Origin of the sequence: Streptomyces sp. NPDC097107, assembly GCF_044762405.1 — a bacterium.
Taxonomy (GTDB): domain Bacteria; phylum Actinomycetota; class Actinomycetes; order Streptomycetales; family Streptomycetaceae; genus Streptomyces; species Streptomyces thinghirensis.
In genome coordinates, this window is the sequence record NZ_JBIWEF010000005.1 from 267,575 (window position 1) to 285,512 (window position 17,938).

The window sequence follows — 17,938 nt, forward strand, 5'->3', positions numbered from 1 at the left end:
CAGATGAAGACGACCGATACCCCCGCCCCCGTACCGGCCGAGTCCGGCGCGCCCGTCCGCAAGGGCGGCGCACCGCCCAGCGGGCCCCGCAAGGGGAAGAAGGAGGGCACCACCCTCAACGTCTTCTCCCACGGCGTGCTCGTCATCTGGGCGATCATGGTCGGCATGCCGCTGGTGTGGGCGGTGATGACCTCCTTCAAGGACGACGCCTCCATCTTCGGCTCGCCCTGGTCGCTCCCCGACAAGCTGAACTTCGACAACTGGTCGCGGGCCTGGTCCCAGGCCCACATGAGCGACTACTTCCTCAACACCGTCATGGTGGTGGGCGGCTCGCTCGTCGGCACCCTGGTGCTGGGTTCCATGGCGGCCTATGTACTGGCCCGGTTCGACTTTCCGGGCAACCGGTTCATCTATTACTTGTTCATCGCCGGCATGAGCTTCCCGATCATGCTCGCGCTGGTCCCGTTGTTCTACGTGGTGAACAACATGGGGATGCTGAACACCATCCACGGGCTGATCCTGGTCTACATCGCCTATTCGCTGCCCTTCACGGTGTTCTTCCTGACCGGGTTCTTCCGCACCCTGCCCAGTTCGGTGGCGGAGGCCGCGTTCGTGGACGGGGCCTCGCACTCCCGGACGTTCTTCCAGGTCATGCTGCCGATGGCCAAGCCGGGCCTGATCAGCGTGGGGATCTTCAACTTCCTGGGGCAGTGGAACCAGTACATGCTGCCGACCGTGCTGAACACGGACCCGGACAAGCACGTCCTCACCCAGGGCCTGGTGCAGCTGGCGGTCAGCCAGGGCTACAAGGGCGACTGGTCGGGCCTGTTCGCGGGCCTGGTGATGGCGATGCTGCCGGTCCTGGCCGCGTACATCATCTTCCAGCGCCAGGTGGTCCAGGGGCTCACGGCGGGTGCCCTGAAGTAGCGCTCCCGCCCGCCGCGCATGCCGCTCCCGTACGAACGGGGGCGGCATGCGCGCATGTGTGCGGTCAGGACCTAGGTGTGCCGGACACCCGGATGCGGTTCAACCTCTTGACGGGAGGGGACCCTAACGGCTCAGCTTAGAGTTCACTAGTTGGACATGGAAGGGGCCTCATTGAAGCGGCCCCTCGCGCAGGAGGTCGTCGTGGAGACTCCCGGGTCGCAGTCGTCGCTGCACCGAGCCAACCTGGAACGGGTCGTACGAGCGGTACGGCTCGCCGGGTCGCTCACGCAGGCGGAGATCGCGAGGACGACGGGCCTGTCCGCGGCGACGGTCTCGAACATCGTGAGGGAACTGAAGGACGGCGGAACGGTCGAGGTCACGCCCACCTCGGCGGGCGGCCGCCGGGCCCGCAGCGTCTCGCTGAGCGGGGACGCCGGCATCGTCATCGGCGTGGACTTCGGGCACACCCATCTGCGGGTCGCGGTCGGGAACCTCGCCCACCAGGTACTCGCCGAGGAATCCGAGCCGCTGGACGTCGACGCGTCCTCGGCGCAGGGCTTCGACCGGGCGGAGCAGCTGGTCAACCGGCTGATCGCGGCGACCGGCATCGACCGCACGAAGATCGCCGGAGTGGGCCTCGGCGTGCCCGGCCCGATCGACGTGGAGTCCGGGACGCTGGGCTCGACCGCCATCCTGCCTGGCTGGGGCGGCACCCGGCCCGCCGAGGAGCTGCGGGGGCGGCTCGGCGTGCCGGTGCACGTGGACAACGACGCCAACCTGGGCGCCCTGGGCGAGCTGGTCTGGGGCAGCGGCCGGGGGGTGCGGGACCTGGCGTACATCAAGGTCGCCAGCGGCGTCGGCGCGGGCCTGGTGATCAACGGGAAGATCTACCGCGGTCCCGGCGGCACGGCGGGCGAAATCGGGCATATCACACTCGACGAAGCCGGCCCCGTCTGCCGCTGCGGAAACCGGGGCTGCCTGGAGACCTTCGCCGCCGCACGCTACGTGCTTCCGTTGCTCCAGCCGAGCCACGGCACCGACCTGACGATGGAAGGCGTCGTGCGGCTGGCGAGGGAGGGCGACCCGGGCTGCCGTCGGGTGATCGCCGACGTCGGCCGCCACATCGGCAGCGGAGTCGCCAACCTCTGCAACCTGCTCAACCCGAGCCGCGTCGTCCTCGGCGGCGATCTCGCCGAGGCCGGTGAGCTGGTGCTCGGCCCGATCCGGGAGTCCGTCGGCCGCTACGCGATCCCCAGCGCGGCACGTCAACTCTCCGTGCTTCCCGGGGCACTTGGGGGGCGTGCGGAGGTGCTCGGAGCGCTCGCCCTCGCCCTCAGCGAGATGGGTGATTCAACCCTTTTGGACGGAAGTGCGACCGGCGCTCTGCCGGCGGCCACCCCTGCCTTCACTTAGAGCACGGATGGCACCGTTGTCATCTCGTTAAGGATTTACTTCTTGACGTCGCACGTGTGGCCGAGTTGACTTCCAGCCACCTCGGCCGCAACGACGCGGCCTCGTCAGGGAGGTTAGTGAAGTGAACACGCGTATGCGTCGTGCCGCCGTTGCCGTTGTCACCACCGCGATGGCGGTCTCGCTCGCCGCTTGCGGCAGCGCCGCGGAGTCCGACGGGAACAGCGACTCCTCGGACTCCGCCGAGAAGAAGGGCGACGACATCAAGGTCGGTCTGCTCCTTCCGGAGAACCAGACCGCGCGCTACGAGAAGTTCGACAAGCCCTTGATCGAGAAGAAGGTCAAGGAGCTCACGAACAACAAGGGCGAGGTCGTCTACGCCAACGCCAAGCAGGACGCCACGCTGCAGGCGCAGCAGGTCGACACGATGATCACCAACAAGGTCGACGTGCTGATCGTGGACGCGGTGGACTCCAAGGCCATCGCCGGCTCGATCACCAAGGCGGAGCAGGCCGACATCCCGGTCGTCGCCTACGACCGCCTGGCCGAGGGTCCGATCGACGCCTACACCTCGTTCGACAACGTCACCGTCGGCAAGACGCAGGGCGAGGCCCTCCTCAAGGCGCTGGGCGACAAGGCCAAGGACGGCCAGATCGTCATGATGAACGGGTCCTCCACCGACCCGAACGCCGCCCAGTTCAAGGAGGGCGCGATGTCCGTCCTCGAGGGCAAGGTGGACATCGGCCGCTCCTACGACACCAAGGAGTGGAAGCCGGAGAACGCCAACGCCAACATGGAAGGCGCGATCTCCGCCATCGGCAAGGACAAGATCGTCGGCGTCTACTCCGCCAACGACGGCATGGCGGGCGGCATCATCACCGCCCTCAAGGCCGCCGGCATCTCCGACGTCCCGGTCACCGGCCAGGACGCCGAACTCGCGGGCGTGCAGCGCATCGTCACCGGTGAGCAGTACATGAGCGTCTACAAGTCCTACCCGCAGGAGGCCGCGGTCGCCGGCGAGATGGCCGTCGCCCTCGCCCAGGGCAAGTCGCTCGACTCCATCGCCAAGGACAAGGCCGACAGCGCCAGCACCAAGGGCATCCCGACGACGCTGGTCCCGGTCGTCTCGCTGACCACGGAGAACATCAAGGAGACCGTCATCAAGGAGGGCTTCTACACGATCGACGAGATCTGTGGCGGCAAGTACAAGGCGGCGTGCGACAAGATCGGTCTCAAGTAAGCAGCCCCGCCTCCCGTACCGCCTGAGCGCGTACGGGACCGGCTGCCCGCAGCTTCCTCCGGCGCCCCGCGTCAACAGCCCCGCAAGCTAGGCGGGGCGCCGGACGGAACACCCCCCAGAAAACTTCTGCACAACCTCCCGCCGGGTCAGGCGGCGAAGGAGATGGTTCACGTGTCCGCTACGCCCGTGCTGGCGTTGCGCGGGGTCTCCAAGCGATTCGGTGCCGTCCAGGCGCTCACCGACGTAGAGCTTGAGGTCCACGCCGGTGAGGTGGTCGCCCTGGTCGGCGACAACGGAGCCGGAAAGTCCACGCTGGTCAAGACGATCGCCGGCGTGCACCCCATCGATGAGGGCTCCATCGAATGGGACGGCAGGGCCGTCTCGATCAACAGGCCGCACGACGCCCAGAACCTGGGCATCGCGACCGTCTACCAGGACCTCGCGCTGTGCGACAACATCGACGTGGTCGGCAACCTCTACCTGGGCCGGGAGGTCATCAAGCGCGGTGTCCTGGACGAGGTGGAGATGGAGCGCCGCTCCCGCGAGCTGCTGGACACGCTGTCCATTCGCATCCCCAGCGTCCGCATCCCGATCGCCTCGCTCTCCGGCGGTCAGCGCCAGGTCGTGGCGATCGCCCGGTCGATGCTCGGTGAGCCGAAGCTGGTCATCCTCGACGAGCCCACGGCCGCCCTCGGTGTCGAGCAGACCGCCCAGGTCCTCGACCTCGTGGAGCGGCTGCGCGAGCGCGGCCACGCCGTCATCCTCATCAGCCACAACATGGCCGATGTGAAGGCGGTGGCCGACAAGGTCGCCGTCCTGCGCCTCGGGCGCAACAACGGCGTCTTCGAGGTCAAGTCGACCTCGCAGGAAGAGATCATCTCCGCCATCACGGGCGCCACGGAGAACGCCGTGACCCGTCGTGCGGCGCGCACCAATGGGGAGATCAAGAAGTGAGCATCGACAAGACCTCCACCCCCGCCGAGGACCACGCGGTGGAGAACCCCGACGCCGCCTCCGCCGCGGCCACCGTCGTCGACCCGCGGCTGCTGGTGCGCGAGCAGGGCTTCGCCGGCTACCTCGGCGAGTTCAAGCGGAAGATGAAGGCCGGTGACCTCGGGTCCATCCCGGTCGTCGTCGGTCTGCTGGTCATCTGGGCCATCTTCACCAGCCTGAACTCCAACTTCCTCACCGCGGGCAACTTCTCCGACATGTCCGTCGCCATGGTCGGCACGGGCATGATCGCCGTCGGTATCGTCTTCGTCCTGCTGCTCGGCGAGATCGACCTGTCCGTCGGCTCCGTCAGCGGTGTCGCGGGCGCCACCTTCGCGGTGCTGAACATCACGCACGGGATGAACGAGGTGCTGGCCCTCGTACTGGCCATCCTCACCGGCACGGTGGCCGGCGCCATCCACGGCTTCTTCTTCGCCCGCATCGGCGTCCCGGCCTTCGCCGTGACGCTCGCCGGACTCCTGTTCTGGCAGGGCTTCATGCTGCAGGTCCTGGGCAGCAACGGCACCATCAACCTGAACTCCGACGGCATCGTCGTCAAGCTGACCAGCTACTACTTCAGTGATGTGGCGGCCGCCTACGGCCTGGCGATCGTCGTGACCGCGGGGTACTTCCTCTCCGCCTTCTTCGACAACCGCCGCCGCGAGGCCGCGGGCGTGCCGTCCCGGCCGCTGAACGAGATCATCGTCCGCACGGTGCTGCTCGCGATCCTGGCCTTCGTCGTGGCGATCGTCTTCAACCAGTACAAGGGCCTGCCGCTGGCCGTGGTGGTCTTCCTCGCGTTCCTGCTGCTCACGGACTTCGTGCTGCGCCGCACCGCCTACGGCCGCAAGGTCTTCGCGCTCGGCGGCAGCGTCGAGGCGTCCCGCCGTGCCGGTATCAACGTCGAGCTGGTCCGGATCTCGGTCTTCGCGATCGCCGGCACCTTCGCCGCGATCGGCGGTCTCTTCGTCGCGTCGAAGATCGCCTCCGCCAACCAGGGCGCGGGCACCGGTGAGTTCCTGATGAACGTCATCGCCGCGGCCGTGATCGGCGGCACGTCCCTCTTCGGCGGCCGCGGCCGCACCTGGGACGCGCTGCTCGGTGTGATGGTCATCGTCTCGATCCAGTACGGCCTCGCCCTGGAGGGCATCGCCTCGCCGGTCCAGTACATGATCACCGGTGGCGTGCTGCTGGCGACCGTCGTCATCGACGCGGTCACCCGCAAGACCCAGAAGACGGCGGGGCGCGCGTAGTCACGCGCCGCCCGCCCCGGGCGCACCACCCCACCGCCCGCCCGAGCTGAGCCCTCGGGCGGGCGATGGGCCGCCCGCCCGCGCCGTGCACGGGACGACGACGCGTGGCCGGGCGCCGAGGATCTCGGGCGGCGGGGCAGTCGTAGAACGGACCGCCGATGGGTAAGGCCGAACGCGTGACGTACGACGCACCGCCCGGACACGTTCCGCCACGGCGGAACATTAGACTCGGGCAGGCCCGGCAACAGCTCTACTGCAAGGAGGCACGGGTGCCGCTGCTGACCCGCATCACGGGACCTCGCGATCTGGACCGGCTCAGCCTGGAAGAGCTGGGCCGCCTGGCAGAGGAGATCCGCACCTTCCTCGTCGACGCCGTCTCCAAGACCGGCGGCCACCTCGGCCCCAACCTCGGCGTGGTGGAGCTCACCCTCGCCCTGCACCGGGTCTTCGACTCGCCGAAGGACAAGGTGCTCTGGGACACCGGCCACCAGTCCTACGTGCACAAGCTGCTCACCGGCCGTCAGGACTTCTCGAAGCTGAAGATGAAGGGCGGCCTGTCCGGCTACCCCTCGCAGGCCGAGTCCGAGCACGACGTCATCGAGAACAGCCACGCCTCCACCGTCCTCGGCTGGGCCGACGGCATCGCCAAGGCCAACCAGGTCCTGGAGCGCGACGACCACGTCGTCGCCGTCATCGGCGACGGCGCGCTCACCGGCGGCATGGCCTGGGAGGCGCTGAACAACATCGCCGCCGCCAAGGACCGCCCGCTCGTCATCGTCGTCAACGACAACGAGCGCTCCTACGCCCCCACCATCGGCGGCCTCGCCAACCACCTGGCGACCCTGCGCACCACCGACGGCTACGAGCGCTTCCTGGCCCGCACCAAGGAGGTCCTGGAGCGCACCCCGGTCGTCGGCCGCCCGCTCTACGACACCCTGCACGGCGCCAAGAAGGGTCTGAAGGACTTCATCGCCCCGCAGGGCATGTTCGAGGACCTCGGCCTCAAGTACGTCGGCCCCATCGACGGCCACGACCTGGAGGCCCTGGAGTCCGCACTCACGCGCGCCAAGCGCTTCGGCGGCCCGGTCATCGTGCACTGCCTCACCGAGAAGGGCCGCGGCTACCAGCCCGCCCTGGCGGACGAGGCCGACCGCTTCCACGCCGTCGGCAAGATCCACCCCGACACCGGCCTGCCCATCTCCACCTCCGGCGCCGACTGGACGAGCGTCTTCGGCGAGGAGATGCTCAAGCTCGGCGAGGAGCGCGAGGACATCGTCGCCATCACCGCGGCCATGCTCCAGCCGGTCGGCCTCGACAGGTTCGCCAAGGCCTTCCCCGACCGCGTCTACGACGTCGGCATCGCCGAGCAGCACGGCGCGGTCTCCGCGGCCGGTCTCGCCCACGGCGGGGTCCACCCGGTCTTCGCCGTGTACGCCACCTTCCTCAACCGCGCCTTCGACCAGGTGCTGATGGACGTCGCCCTGCACAAGTGCGGCGTGACGTTCGTGCTGGACCGCGCCGGTGTCACGGGCACCGACGGCGCCTCCCACAACGGCATGTGGGACATGTCGATCCTCCAGGTCGTCCCCGGCCTCAGGCTCGCCGCCCCGCGCGACGCCGACCAGGTCCGCGCCCAGCTGCGCGAGGCCGTCGAGGTGGACGACGCGCCGACCGTGGTCCGCTTCTCCAAGGGCGCCGTCGGCCCCGCCGTGCCGGCCGTCGGCCGAGTCGGCGGCATGGACGTGCTGCGCGCCCCGGGCACCGACACCCCGGATGTCCTCCTGGTCTCCGTCGGCGCCCTCGCGCCGATGTGCCTGGAGGTGGCGGACCTGCTGAACAAGCAGGGCATCTCCACCACCGTGGTCGACCCCCGCTGGGTCAAGCCCGTCGACGAGGCCATGGCCCCGCTCGCCGAGCGGCACCGCGTGGTCGTCACCGTCGAGGACAACTCCCGCGTCGGCGGCGTCGGCTCGGCCGTCGCCCAGGCCCTGCGCGACGCGGGCGTCGACGTACCGCTGCGCGACTTCGGCATCCCGCCGCGCTTCCTCGACCACGCCTCCCGCGCCGAGGTGATGGCCGAGATCGGACTCACCGCCCCCGACATCGCCCGCCAGGTCACCGGTCTGGTCGCCAAGCTCGACGGCCGGTACGAGCGCTCCGGGGTGGACCCGGTGGAGGCCGCGCGCGACTGACGTACGACCGGATGGGCAGGTTTCACCACCGCAACGGGTGGTGAAACCTGCCCATCCGTGTGAATCCGCTCACGCCGGGGCATACGCAGTAGGCCCCCCTCTCGATCATGTCGGGGACGACAAGCTCGGAGGTACCCGTGAGCAACAGCAGTCTCTTCAGGACCAAGAAGATCGAGCAGTCCATCCGGGACACGGAGGAGCCGGAGCACGCGCTCAAGAAATCCCTGTCCGCACTGGATCTGACCGTCTTCGGTGTCGGTGTCATCATCGGCACCGGCATCTTCGTACTGACCGGCACGGTCGCCAAGAACAACGCCGGGCCCTCCGTGGCCCTGGCCTTCGTCGTCGCCGGCGTGGTCTGCGCGCTCGCCGCGCTCTGCTACGCGGAGTTCGCCTCGACGGTCCCGGTCGCCGGTTCCGCGTACACCTTCTCCTACGCGTCGCTCGGCGAACTGCCCGCCTGGATCATCGGCTGGGACCTGGTCCTGGAGTTCGCGCTCGGCACGGCGGTGGTGGCCGTCGGCTGGTCGGGGTACGTCCGTTCCCTGCTGGACAACGCGGGCTGGCAGATGCCCGCGGCGCTCGGTGGCCGGGACGGCGCCGAGGGATTCGGCTTCGACATCCTCGCCGCCGTCCTGGTGCTGGTGCTCACCGGCATCCTCGTCCTCGGCATGAAGCTGTCGGCCCGGGTCACCTCGGTCGTCGTCGCCATCAAGGTGACCGTCGTCCTCATCGTGATCATCGCGGGTGCCTTCTTCATCAAGGGTTCCAACTACGACCCCTTCGTCCCGAAGGCGCAGCCGGTGGAGGCGGGCGGGGGCCTCGACTCGCCACTGATCCAGCTGATGTTCGGGTGGGCGCCGGCCAACTTCGGCGTGTTGGGCATCTTCACCGCGGCCTCGGTCGTCTTCTTCGCCTTCATCGGCTTCGACATCGTCGCCACGGCCGCCGAGGAGACGAAGAACCCGCAGCGCGACATGCCCCGCGGCATCCTCGGCTCCCTGTTCATCTGCACCGCGCTGTACGTCGCCGTGTCGATCGTCGTCACCGGCATGCAGCACTACAGCGAGCTGTCCATCGACGCCCCGCTCGCCGATGCCTTCAAGTCCACCGGGCACCCTTTCTTCGCGGGTGTGATCAGCTTCGGCGCCGCCGTCGGCCTGACCACGGTGTGCATGATCCTGCTGCTCGGCCAGACCCGGGTGTTCTTCGCGATGAGCCGCGACGGGCTGCTGCCGCGCTTCTTCTCCCGCGTCCACCCGAAGTTCCGGACGCCGTACCGGCCGACCATCCTGCTCGGCGTGATCATCGCGATCGTCGCCGGCTTCACCAGCCTGAGCGAGCTGGCCGAGCTGGTGAACATCGGCACGCTGTTCGCGTTCGTCATCGTCGCGGTCAGCGTGATCATCCTGCGCCGGACCCGCCCCGACCTGCCGCGCGCCTTCCGCACCCCGCTGGTGCCGCTGCTGCCGATCGTGTCGGTGGGCGCCTCGCTGTGGCTGATGCTGAACCTGCCCGCCGAGACCTGGGTGCGGTTCGGCGTGTGGATGGCGATCGGCGTCGTCGTGTACTTCCTCTACAGCCGCTCCCACAGCCGCCTGGACCGCGGCGAGGAGGCACCGGCCGGCTCGCCCGGGCCTTCCGGGCCGACCGGCGGGAACACCCCGTAGGCCCATCGGCTCCCGCTCCGGCTGCGGCCCCGCGCCCCCGCTCGGCTCCGGCTGCGGCCCCGCGCCCCCGCTCGGCTCCGGCTGCGGCCCCGCGCCCCCGCTCGGCTCCGGCTGCGGCCCCGCGCCCCCGCTCGCGGGCCGCGGGGCCGGTCCGCGTACGCCGGTGGGGGCGCCGTCACGCGGGCCGTACCGTCCGCGGCCCCGCCACCTCCGCGCCCAGCCCGGTCACCCGGCGGCGCAGCTCGCGGTCGGCCGTCACGACCAGGACCGGACGGTCACCGGCGGCCCGGGCGACCAGGTCGACCATGTGGTCGTCCCCACTGCCGGGCGCCGACTCCACCCGTACGCCGGGCACGGAGTCCACCCCCCGAGCCGCGCCCTCGACGACCAGGACGACCTCCACCGGGCCGGCCCGCCCCGGCACGCCGCCCGCCGCCAGCCGGTCCCGCAACCGCTCCGCCGCCCCGCGCCGGTCGTGCCACCACCCGTCGGGCACCGACCCGACGACGTTCGCGGCGTCGACGATCACGAGCAGGGGAGCGGCGTCGTCCATGCCGTTGTCGTCCATGCCGTCAGGGTCGCACGGCTCTGTCGCGCAGGCCGTACCCGATCGACGTGGACCCGGCGGCCGCGCTTAGAGTGAAGTGGTGAACGGCGACTGGCTTCTCCTCGGCCGCGACGGCCGCCTCAGTGTCTACCTCCCGTCGGACGGTGCCGCCCTGTGGCGTGCCGAACGCGCGCCCGCCGGGCCCTGGGAGGCGCCGCGCAGGCTCGGCGGCGACCAGGAACTGCACCCCGGCCTCGCGGTCGGCCGGGGCCCCGACGGCTATGCCCATCTGGTCGCCTGGCGGCCCGTCGGTACCGACCGGTCCGACCTCGTGCACACCACGCACTTCCGGCCGCTGCTCGCGCCCCTGGACTGGCAGCCGGCCGGCCACCCCAACCAGCAGGGCGACCGCACCGGGACACCGGCCGTCGCGGTCGACGCGCAGGGACGTGCCCATGTCTTCGTCCGCAACGGGGGCGGCGGCATGAGCATGGTGGCCCAGAAGGAGAAGGGCGGCTGGGAGCCGTGGCGGGACCTGAAGGGGCGCGGCGTCCAGGAGGCGCCCGCGGCCGTGACGGGGGAGTCCGGCAGGGTCGAGCTCTACGCGGCCGTCACCGGCGGCATCCGGCACTGGCGGCAGGAGCAGGCGGGCGCGCGGCTGGTAATGGGAGAGGGCGTCGACGCGGCGGTCCGCCCGGGCACCCTGCGCGCGCTGGCGACCTCCGAGGAGTACACCACCGTCCTCTTCACCGACGACGACACCGGCGAGCTGTGCGCCTGGCGCCCCGGCGAGAAGCCGATGCCGCTGGTGACCGCGGCAGGCCCCGGCCCCGTCTCCGCCGTCCGGTGCGTCATCGACGGCCACGACTGCACTCTGCTCGCCCAGCGTTCGACGAGCGGCCGGGTCGCCTTCGCCGCCTACCCCTCGGAGCAGGAGGCGCTCGGCGCCGCGTGGACGGAGTCGGGTCCGGAGCTGCCGGCCGACGCGGTGGTGTCGCTGGCGCTGGACGCCGACGGCCGGCTGGCGGCGGCGACGCTCTCCCCGTCCACCGGACAGCTCCGCCTCACCCGCCGCGAGGACGAACCGGGCCTCGCGCTCGGTCCCTGGCAAGCCGTCTGACGGGCCCTCGACGGCCCGGTGGCCGAGCCCGGGGGAACTGGTGAACGACCGGCAGATGATGTTCCGCGCTCGGGGCCCGTCCGTGACACAGCGGGCTTCAGGAAGGTGCACCAGGCCATGCGGAGAAGGTCGGCAGACCCCGTCGGCGCCGCCCGCCAGGTCGGGCCCGGCACCGTGGAGGGGGCCGGGGTGGTGCGTCCGGACGGGCCCACGGCGACTGGCTCACCCTCGGCAGGGGCGGGCCGGCTCAGCCCCTACGTGCCCGCCGACTGCGGTCTGGTGCGCTGGACGGAGACCGTCGCGGGCGGCACCGACTGGAGCGGGCCGCGTTTCGTGCCCGTGGCGGGACTGACCCATCTGACGGTGGTGCAGGGAGCGGACAGCTACGTCCACTTCCTCGGCCGCAGGGAGCGCGAGCGCGCCGACGGCGGGCTCGGCGTGGACGTCGAGCACGCGATCCAGTACCAGACGGGGTTCGCCGTGGACGCGGTCGGCAACGAGTCCGCGGCCACCCCGGTCCCTTTCGCCGTCGTGCACGTCACGGCGGGCGCCACGCCGTACGGCTACTGACCCGCCCCACGGCTACTGACCGGCCCCACGGCACGCGAAAGAGCCCCCGCCTCGCAGCGGGGGCCCTCTCTTCGTCGTACGGAGACGACACGGGCGGAGACTACGCGGGCACGCTCGCCACGCCCGGCTCCAGGAACCGCTTCCCGTTCACCCGCTCGGCGACGCCCTCACGGTCCAGGTACGGCGTGATGCCGCCCAGGTGGAAGGGCCAGCCGGCGCCGGTGATCAGGCAGAGGTCGATGTCCTGGGCCTCGGCGACGACGCCCTCGTCGAGCATGAGGCCGATCTCCTGGGCCACCGCGTCCAGGACGCGGTCGCGGACCTGCTCCTCGGTCAGGACCGAGTCGCCCTGCTTGAGCAGTGCGGCGACCTCCGGGTCCAGCTCGGGCTTGCCGCTGTCGTAGACGTAGAAGCCGCGCTTGCCCGCCTCGACGACCGCCTTGAGGTTCGGGGAGACCGTGAAGCGCTCCGGGAAGGCCCGGTTGAGGGTCTCCGAGACGTGCAGGCCGATCGCGGGGCCGACCAGCTCCAGCAGGACCAGCGGGGACATCGGCAGGCCGAGGGGCTCCACCGCCTTCTCCGCGACCTCGACCGGGGTGCCCTCGTCGATGACGTTCTGGATCTCGCCCATGAAGCGGGTCAGGATGCGGTTGACCACGAACGCCGGGGCGTCCTTGACCAGTACCGCGGTCTTCTTCAGCTTCTTGGCGACGCCGAACGCCGTGGCCAGCGAGGCGTCGTCCGTCTGCTCGCCGCGGACGATCTCCAGGAGCGGGAGGATCGCGACCGGGTTGAAGAAGTGGAAGCCGACGACACGCTCGGGGTGCTTCAGCTTCGACGCCATCTCCGAGACGGAGAGCGACGAGGTGTTGGTGGCGAGGATCGCGTGCGCGGGCGCCACCGCCTCGACCTCGGCGAACACCTTCTGCTTGACGCCCATCTCCTCGAAGACGGCCTCGATGATGAAGTCCGCGTCCGCGAAGCCCTCGGCCTTGTCCAGGACGCCGGAGACCAGGCCCTTCAGCCGGTTCGCCTTGTCCTGGTTGACACGGCCCTTGCCGAGCAGCTTGTCGATCTCGGCGTGGACGTAGCCCACCCCCTTGTCGACGCGCTCCTGGTCGATGTCGGTCAGGACGACCGGTACCTCCAGACGGCGCAGGAAGAGCAGGGCCAGCTGCGAGGCCATCAGGCCGGCGCCGACCACACCCACCTTGGTGACCGGGCGGGCCAGCGACTTGTCCGGGGCACCGGCGGGGCGCTTGCCCCGCTTCTGCACCAGGTTGAAGGCGTAGATGCCGGAGCGCAGCTCGCCGCCCATGATCAGGTCGGCGAGCGCCTGGTCCTCGGCGTCGTAGCCCTGCTGGAGGTCGCCGTTCTTGGCGGCGGCGATGATGTCCAGGGCGCGGTAGGCGGCCGGGGCCGCGCCGTGCACCTTGGAGTCGGTGATGAACCGGCCGCGCGCGACGGCCTGGTCCCAGGCCTCGCCGCGGTCGATCGCCGGACGCTCGACGGCGATCTCGCCCTTGAGGACGGACGCCGTCCAGATCAGCGACTGCTCCAGGAAGTCCGCGCCCTCGAAGATCGCGTCCGCGATGCCGAGCTCGTAGACCTGCTCACCCTTGAGCTGCTTGTTCTGGTTCAGGCTGTTCTCGATGACGACCGAGACGGCCTTGTCGGCGCCGATCAGGTTCGGCAGCAGCGTGCAGCCGCCCCAGCCGGGGACCAGACCGAGGAAGACCTCGGGGAGGGAGAAGGCGGGGAGGGCCGCCGACACCGTGCGGTACGCGCAGTGCAGGCCGATCTCGACGCCGCCGCCCATCGCGGCACCGTTGTAGTACGCGAAGGTCGGCACGGCCAGCTTCGCCAGCCGCTTGAAGACGTCGTGGCCGCCCTTGCCGATGGCCAGCGCGTCCTCGTGCCGCTTGAGCAGCTCGACGCCCTTGAGGTCGGCGCCGACCGCGAAGATGAACGGTTTGCCGGTGACGCCGACGCCGACGATCTCGCCGTCCGCGGCCTCCTTCTCGACCCGGTCGATCGCGGCGTCGATGTTCGCCAGCGACTGCGGGCCGAGGGTGGTCGGCTTGGTGTGGTCGTGGCCGTTGTCCAGGGTGATGAGCGCGAAGCGCCCGGCGCCCAGGGGGAGGTCGAAGTGGCGCACGTGGGCGCTCGTGACGACCTCGCCGGGGAACAGCTCGGCCGCACCCTTCAGAAGCTCTGCGGTGGTGCTCACTTGTCCCCCTCGAAGTGCGGGTTCTCCCAGACGACCGTCGCGCCCATGCCGAAGCCGACGCACATGGTGGTCAGGCCGTAGCGGACGTGCGGCTGCTCCTCGAACTGACGGGCCAGCTGCGTCATCAGGCGGACGCCCGACGAGGCCAGCGGGTGGCCGAACGCGATGGCGCCGCCGTACTGGTTGACGCGCGCGTCGTCGTCGGCGATGCCGTAGTGCTCCAGGAACGCGAGGACCTGGACGGCGAAGGCCTCGTTGATCTCGAACAGGCCGATGTCGTCGATGGACAGGCCGGCCTGGGCCAGGGCCTTCTCCGTCGCCGGGATGGGGCCGTAGCCCATGACCTCCGGCTCGACGCCCGCGAAGGAGTACGAGACGAGGCGCATCTTGACCGGCAGGTTGTTCTCGCGGGCGAAGTCCTCGCTCGCGATGAGGGACGCGGTGGCGCCGTCGTTCAGACCGGCCGCGTTGCCCGCGGTGACCCGGCCGTGCACGCGGAACGGCGTCTTCAGGCCCGCCAGGCTCTCCATGGTGGTGCCCGGACGCATCGGCTCGTCGGCGGTGACCAGGCCCCAGCCCGTCTCACCGGCCTCCTCGTTGGTGCGGCGCACCGAGACCGGCACCAGGTCGGCCTGGATCTTGCCGTTGGCGTACGCCTTGGCGGCCTTCTCCTGCGAGCGCACCGCGTACTCGTCGGCGCGCTGCTTGGTGATCGTCGGGTAGCGGTCGTGCAGGTTCTCCGCCGTCATGCCCATGAACAGGGCGGACTCGTCGACCAGCTTCTCGCTGACGAACCGCGGGTTCGGGTCCACGCCCTCGCCCATCGGGTGGCGGCCCATGTGCTCGACACCGCCCGCGACGGCGACGTCGTACGCGCCGAAGGCGACGGAGCCGGCCACCGAGGTGACGGCCGTGAGCGCACCCGCGCACATGCGGTCGATCGAGTAGCCCGGGACCGAGGTGGGCAGGCCCGCCAGGATGCCGGCGGTGCGGCCGATGGTCAGGCCCTGGTCACCGATCTGCGTGGTCGCGGCGACGGCGACCTCGTCGATCTTCTTGGGGTCGAGACCGGGGTTGCGGCGCAGCAGCTCCCGGATCGCCTTCACGACCAGGTCGTCGGCGCGGGTCTCGTGGTAGATGCCCTTCGGGCCCGCCTTGCCGAACGGGGTGCGGACGCCGTCTACGAGGACGACGTCCCTGACGGTACGAGGCACGATGGCTCTCCTCCAGGGTGCGGGATGGCACTGCTGCGGCACGCAAGTACTGAGCGCGCGCTCAGGCCCATGCTACTTATGAGTAACGTAGCTGCCCAGTCCCCCTGGCCGGAGCGGCGAAGGTCACACCGCCGGTTCACCGCTCCACCCCTGGATCTTGGCCGGATCTCGCCGCCGCCTCCTCCATGACACGCCCTGATCAGCCGACGACACGCCCTGCTCAGCTCTCCGACACGCCCTGTCCTGGACACCCTCTGTCTTGGACACGCCCTGTCTACGACACGTCCTGCGTCAGCGCCGTCACCAGCGCGGGCGTCACCTGCTCCACCTGCCAGGGCCGGGCCCCGTGTCCGGCGAGGGCCGCGCCCACGGTCTCCGGGTCGACCGGCGCCGGCGGCTCCCAGCAGACCCGGCGCACCGTGTCCGGCGTGATCAGGTTCTCCTGGGGCATGTTCAGCCGCTCGGCCAGCGCCGTCACCGCCGTCCGCGCGGCGGTGAGCCGGGCCGCGGCGGCCGGGTCCTTGTCGGCCCACGCCCGCGGCGGCGGGGGACCGGTCACCGGCTGACCGGGCTGCGGCAGCTGCGACTCGGACAGGCCCCTGGCCCGGTCGACCGCCACCTGCCACTGCTCCAGCTGCCTGCGATTGACCCGTCCGAACCCGTTCAGCGCGGCCAGGGCGTGCGCGTTGACCGGGAGCGCGAGCGCCGCCTCGACGATGGCCGCGTCCCCGAGCACCTTGCCGGGGGAGACGTCGCGGCGCTGCGCGATGCGGTCCCGGGTCTGCCACAGCTCCCGCACGACGGCGAGCTGCCGGCGCCGGCGCACCTTGTGCATGCCGGACGTACGGCGCCACGGGTCCTTGCGGGGCTCGGGCGGCGGGGCGGACGCGATCGCGTCGAACTCCTGCCGGGCCCAGTCCAGCTTGCCCTGCCGGTCCAGCTCCTTCTCCAGCGCGTCGCGCAGGTCGACGAGCAACTCGACGTCGAGCGTGGCGTAGCGCAGCCACGGTTCGGGCAGCGGGCGGGTGGACCAGTCGACGGCCGAGTGACCCTTCTCCAGGACGAAGCCCAGCACGTTCTCGACCATCGCGCCGAGGCCGACCCTCGGGAACCCGGCGAGCCGCCCGGCCAGCTCCGTGTCGAAGATGCGGGTGGGCACCATCCCTATTTCGCGCAGGCACGGCAGGTCCTGGGTCGCCGCGTGCAGCACCCACTCCACGTCGGAGAGCGCCGCGCCCAGCCCGGACAGGTCGGGACAGGCCACCGGGTCGATCAGCGCGCTCCCGGCGCCCTCCCGGCGCAACTGCACCAGATACGCGCGCTGGCCGTAGCGGTAGCCGGAGGCACGCTCGGCGTCGACGGCGACGGGGCCGCGGCCGGCGGCGAAGGCGGCGGTCACCTCGGCGAGGGCGGCCGCGTCGGCGATCACCTGCGGAATGCCCTCGCGTGGTTCCAGCAAGGGGGTCGGCGCCTGACTCGCAGAAGATCCGGCGTCGTCCGGAGGAGCGCCTCCGGTGGTTCGCAGTGAAAGGTCTGCTGCGGTTTCGTGGGCGTCGGTCACCTGTCAAGGGTATCGGTGGATCGACGGCGCCCGCCGACGGAACGTTCCGTCGGCGGGCGCCGGGGGGTCGTAAACCAGTCAGGTCGGTGAAAGATCGACTGGGGCGGAGGCGAGGGAGGTGAGCGGGGAGGCGGGGAAGAAGGCGGGGAGGGTGGGGGAGCGGTCGGGATCGGCGGCGGTCAGTGGATGATGCCGGTGCGCAGGGCCACGGCGACCATTCCGGCGCGGTCGCCGGTGCCGAGCTTGCGGGCGATGCGGGCCAGGTGGCTCTTGACGGTCAGGGCGGACAGGCCCATCGAGACGCCGATCGCCTTGTTCGACTGGCCTTCCGCGACCAGTCGCAGCACCTCCACCTCGCGGCCGGAGAGCTCGCGGTAGCCGCCCGGGTGGCTCGGGGCACCCGGGGGGCGGCGGTGCAGGCGGGCGGCGGCGGCGCCGATGGGGGCGGCGCCCGGCCGGGTGGGGAGCCCGACGTTGGTACGGGTGCCGGTGACGACGTAGCCCTTGACGCCGCCGGCGAGGGCGTTGCGTACGGCGCCGATGTCGTCGGCGGCGGACAGGGCGAGGCCGTTGGGCCAGCCCGCGGCGCGGGTCTCCGACAGCAGGGTCAGACCGGAGCCGTCGGGGAGATGGACGTCAGCGACACAGATGTCGCGGGGGTTGCCGATGCGGGGACGAGCCTCCGCGACGGACGAGGCCTCGATGACGTCGCGCACACCGAGGGCCCACAGATGGCGGGTGACGGTGGAACGGACGCGCGGGTCGGCCACGACCACCATGGCGGTCGGCTTGTTCGGGCGGTAGGCGACCAGGCTTGCAGGCTGCTCGAGGAGAACGGACACCAGGCCTCCTGGGGGGCGGGACGGGGCCGGCTCGTGGGGGTGAAGCCGGGACGAACCGTGCTTTCAAGGTCACAGTCGTCTTCGGCACCGAACCCGTCCGCCTTTAGAGAATGATCACGATCTGGTGAGTAACAATCCGAGCAATTCGGACACGCGGTCGATCATTCGAAGA

14 protein-coding genes are annotated in these 17,938 nt (G+C 70.7%); 9 read left to right on the forward strand and 5 right to left on the reverse strand.

The annotated features are described in order from the left end of the window. Positions 1-3: 3 nt before the first annotated feature. The 7 genes from ACIQ1J_RS13950 to ACIQ1J_RS13980 all read left to right on the forward strand — a co-directional run bounded on the left by ACIQ1J_RS13950 (position 4) and on the right by ACIQ1J_RS13980 (position 9,682). Positions 4-927 (forward strand): carbohydrate ABC transporter permease, encoded by a 924-nt coding sequence (locus ACIQ1J_RS13950; protein ID WP_403556944.1) that lies wholly within the window; start codon positions 4-6, stop codon positions 925-927. Positions 928-1,128: 201 nt separating this feature from the next. Further along, entirely contained in the window at positions 1,129-2,340 is a 1,212-nt protein-coding gene (locus tag ACIQ1J_RS13955; protein ID WP_403557192.1) for an ROK family protein, read from the forward strand. Positions 2,341-2,473: 133 nt separating this feature from the next. Further along, complete coding sequence (locus ACIQ1J_RS13960; protein ID WP_403557193.1) at positions 2,474-3,577, forward strand: sugar ABC transporter substrate-binding protein; 1,104 nt, start codon at positions 2,474-2,476, stop codon at positions 3,575-3,577. A gap of 162 nt (positions 3,578-3,739) precedes the next feature. Then, a complete protein-coding gene (locus ACIQ1J_RS13965) occupies positions 3,740-4,531 on the forward strand; it encodes an ATP-binding cassette domain-containing protein (protein ID WP_210963677.1) in 792 nt (263 codons plus the stop codon). Beyond that, a complete protein-coding gene (locus ACIQ1J_RS13970; RefSeq protein WP_403556945.1) occupies positions 4,528-5,820 on the forward strand; it encodes a sugar ABC transporter permease in 1,293 nt (430 codons plus the stop codon). Before ACIQ1J_RS13965 ends, ACIQ1J_RS13970 begins: the two co-directional genes overlap by 4 nt. A 269-nt stretch (positions 5,821-6,089) precedes the next feature. Next, positions 6,090-8,012, forward strand: coding sequence for a 1-deoxy-D-xylulose-5-phosphate synthase (gene dxs / locus ACIQ1J_RS13975; RefSeq protein ID WP_403557194.1), 1,923 nt, complete (start codon positions 6,090-6,092; stop codon positions 8,010-8,012). 107 nt (positions 8,013-8,119) lie between these two features. Further along, positions 8,120-9,682, forward strand: coding sequence for an amino acid permease (locus ACIQ1J_RS13980; RefSeq protein ID WP_403556946.1), 1,563 nt, complete (start codon positions 8,120-8,122; stop codon positions 9,680-9,682). Positions 9,683-9,857: 175 nt separating this feature from the next. Here ACIQ1J_RS13980 and ACIQ1J_RS13985 read toward each other — a convergent pair whose 3' ends face one another. Further along, on the reverse strand, positions 9,858-10,235 hold the full coding sequence (locus ACIQ1J_RS13985; RefSeq protein WP_403557195.1) for an NTP pyrophosphohydrolase: 378 nt from the start codon (positions 10,233-10,235) through the stop codon (positions 9,858-9,860). 94 nt (positions 10,236-10,329) lie between these two features. Between ACIQ1J_RS13985 and ACIQ1J_RS13990 the strand changes: the two genes are divergently transcribed. Both ACIQ1J_RS13990 and ACIQ1J_RS13995 read left to right on the forward strand, forming a co-directional pair. After that, positions 10,330-11,349 (forward strand): hypothetical protein, encoded by a 1,020-nt coding sequence (locus ACIQ1J_RS13990; protein ID WP_403556947.1) that lies wholly within the window; start codon positions 10,330-10,332, stop codon positions 11,347-11,349. 117 nt (positions 11,350-11,466) lie between these two features. Then, on the forward strand, positions 11,467-11,919 hold the full coding sequence (locus ACIQ1J_RS13995; protein ID WP_403556948.1) for a hypothetical protein: 453 nt from the start codon (positions 11,467-11,469) through the stop codon (positions 11,917-11,919). A gap of 100 nt (positions 11,920-12,019) precedes the next feature. Here ACIQ1J_RS13995 and ACIQ1J_RS14000 read toward each other — a convergent pair whose 3' ends face one another. From ACIQ1J_RS14000 to ACIQ1J_RS14015, 4 genes are all read right to left on the reverse strand, one after another. Further along, positions 12,020-14,149, reverse strand: a complete 2,130-nt coding sequence (locus ACIQ1J_RS14000; RefSeq protein WP_403556949.1) for a 3-hydroxyacyl-CoA dehydrogenase NAD-binding domain-containing protein — start codon at positions 14,147-14,149, stop codon at positions 12,020-12,022. Beyond that, the gene (locus ACIQ1J_RS14005; protein WP_403556950.1) at positions 14,146-15,363 is read right to left on the reverse strand and encodes a thiolase family protein; all 1,218 of its coding nucleotides are present in this window, start codon (positions 15,361-15,363) and stop codon (positions 14,146-14,148) included. The genes ACIQ1J_RS14000 and ACIQ1J_RS14005 overlap by 4 nt, the downstream gene beginning before the upstream one ends. A gap of 274 nt (positions 15,364-15,637) precedes the next feature. Further along, complete coding sequence (locus ACIQ1J_RS14010; RefSeq protein WP_403556951.1) at positions 15,638-16,924, reverse strand: HRDC domain-containing protein; 1,287 nt, start codon at positions 16,922-16,924, stop codon at positions 15,638-15,640. A gap of 179 nt (positions 16,925-17,103) precedes the next feature. Further along, positions 17,104-17,766, reverse strand: a complete 663-nt coding sequence (locus ACIQ1J_RS14015) for a response regulator transcription factor (RefSeq protein WP_003972894.1) — start codon at positions 17,764-17,766, stop codon at positions 17,104-17,106. Positions 17,767-17,938: the final 172 nt, after the last annotated feature.

Bases quoted from the DNA above. Each gene is read 5' to 3' on its own strand.
- ACIQ1J_RS13950 (WP_403556944.1), top strand. From the start codon at position 4: ATGAAGACGACCGATACCCCCGCCCCCGTACCGGCCGAGTCCGGCGCG.
- ACIQ1J_RS13980 (WP_403556946.1), top strand. From the start codon at position 8,120: ATGTCGGGGACGACAAGCTCGGAGGTACCCGTGAGCAACAGCAGTCTC.
- ACIQ1J_RS13965 (WP_210963677.1), top strand. From the start codon at position 3,740: ATGGTTCACGTGTCCGCTACGCCCGTGCTGGCGTTGCGCGGGGTCTCC.
- ACIQ1J_RS13985 (WP_403557195.1), bottom strand. From the start codon at position 10,235: ATGGACGACGCCGCTCCCCTGCTCGTGATCGTCGACGCCGCGAACGTC.
- ACIQ1J_RS13960 (WP_403557193.1), top strand. From the start codon at position 2,474: ATGCGTCGTGCCGCCGTTGCCGTTGTCACCACCGCGATGGCGGTCTCG.
- ACIQ1J_RS13995 (WP_403556948.1), top strand. From the start codon at position 11,467: ATGCGGAGAAGGTCGGCAGACCCCGTCGGCGCCGCCCGCCAGGTCGGG.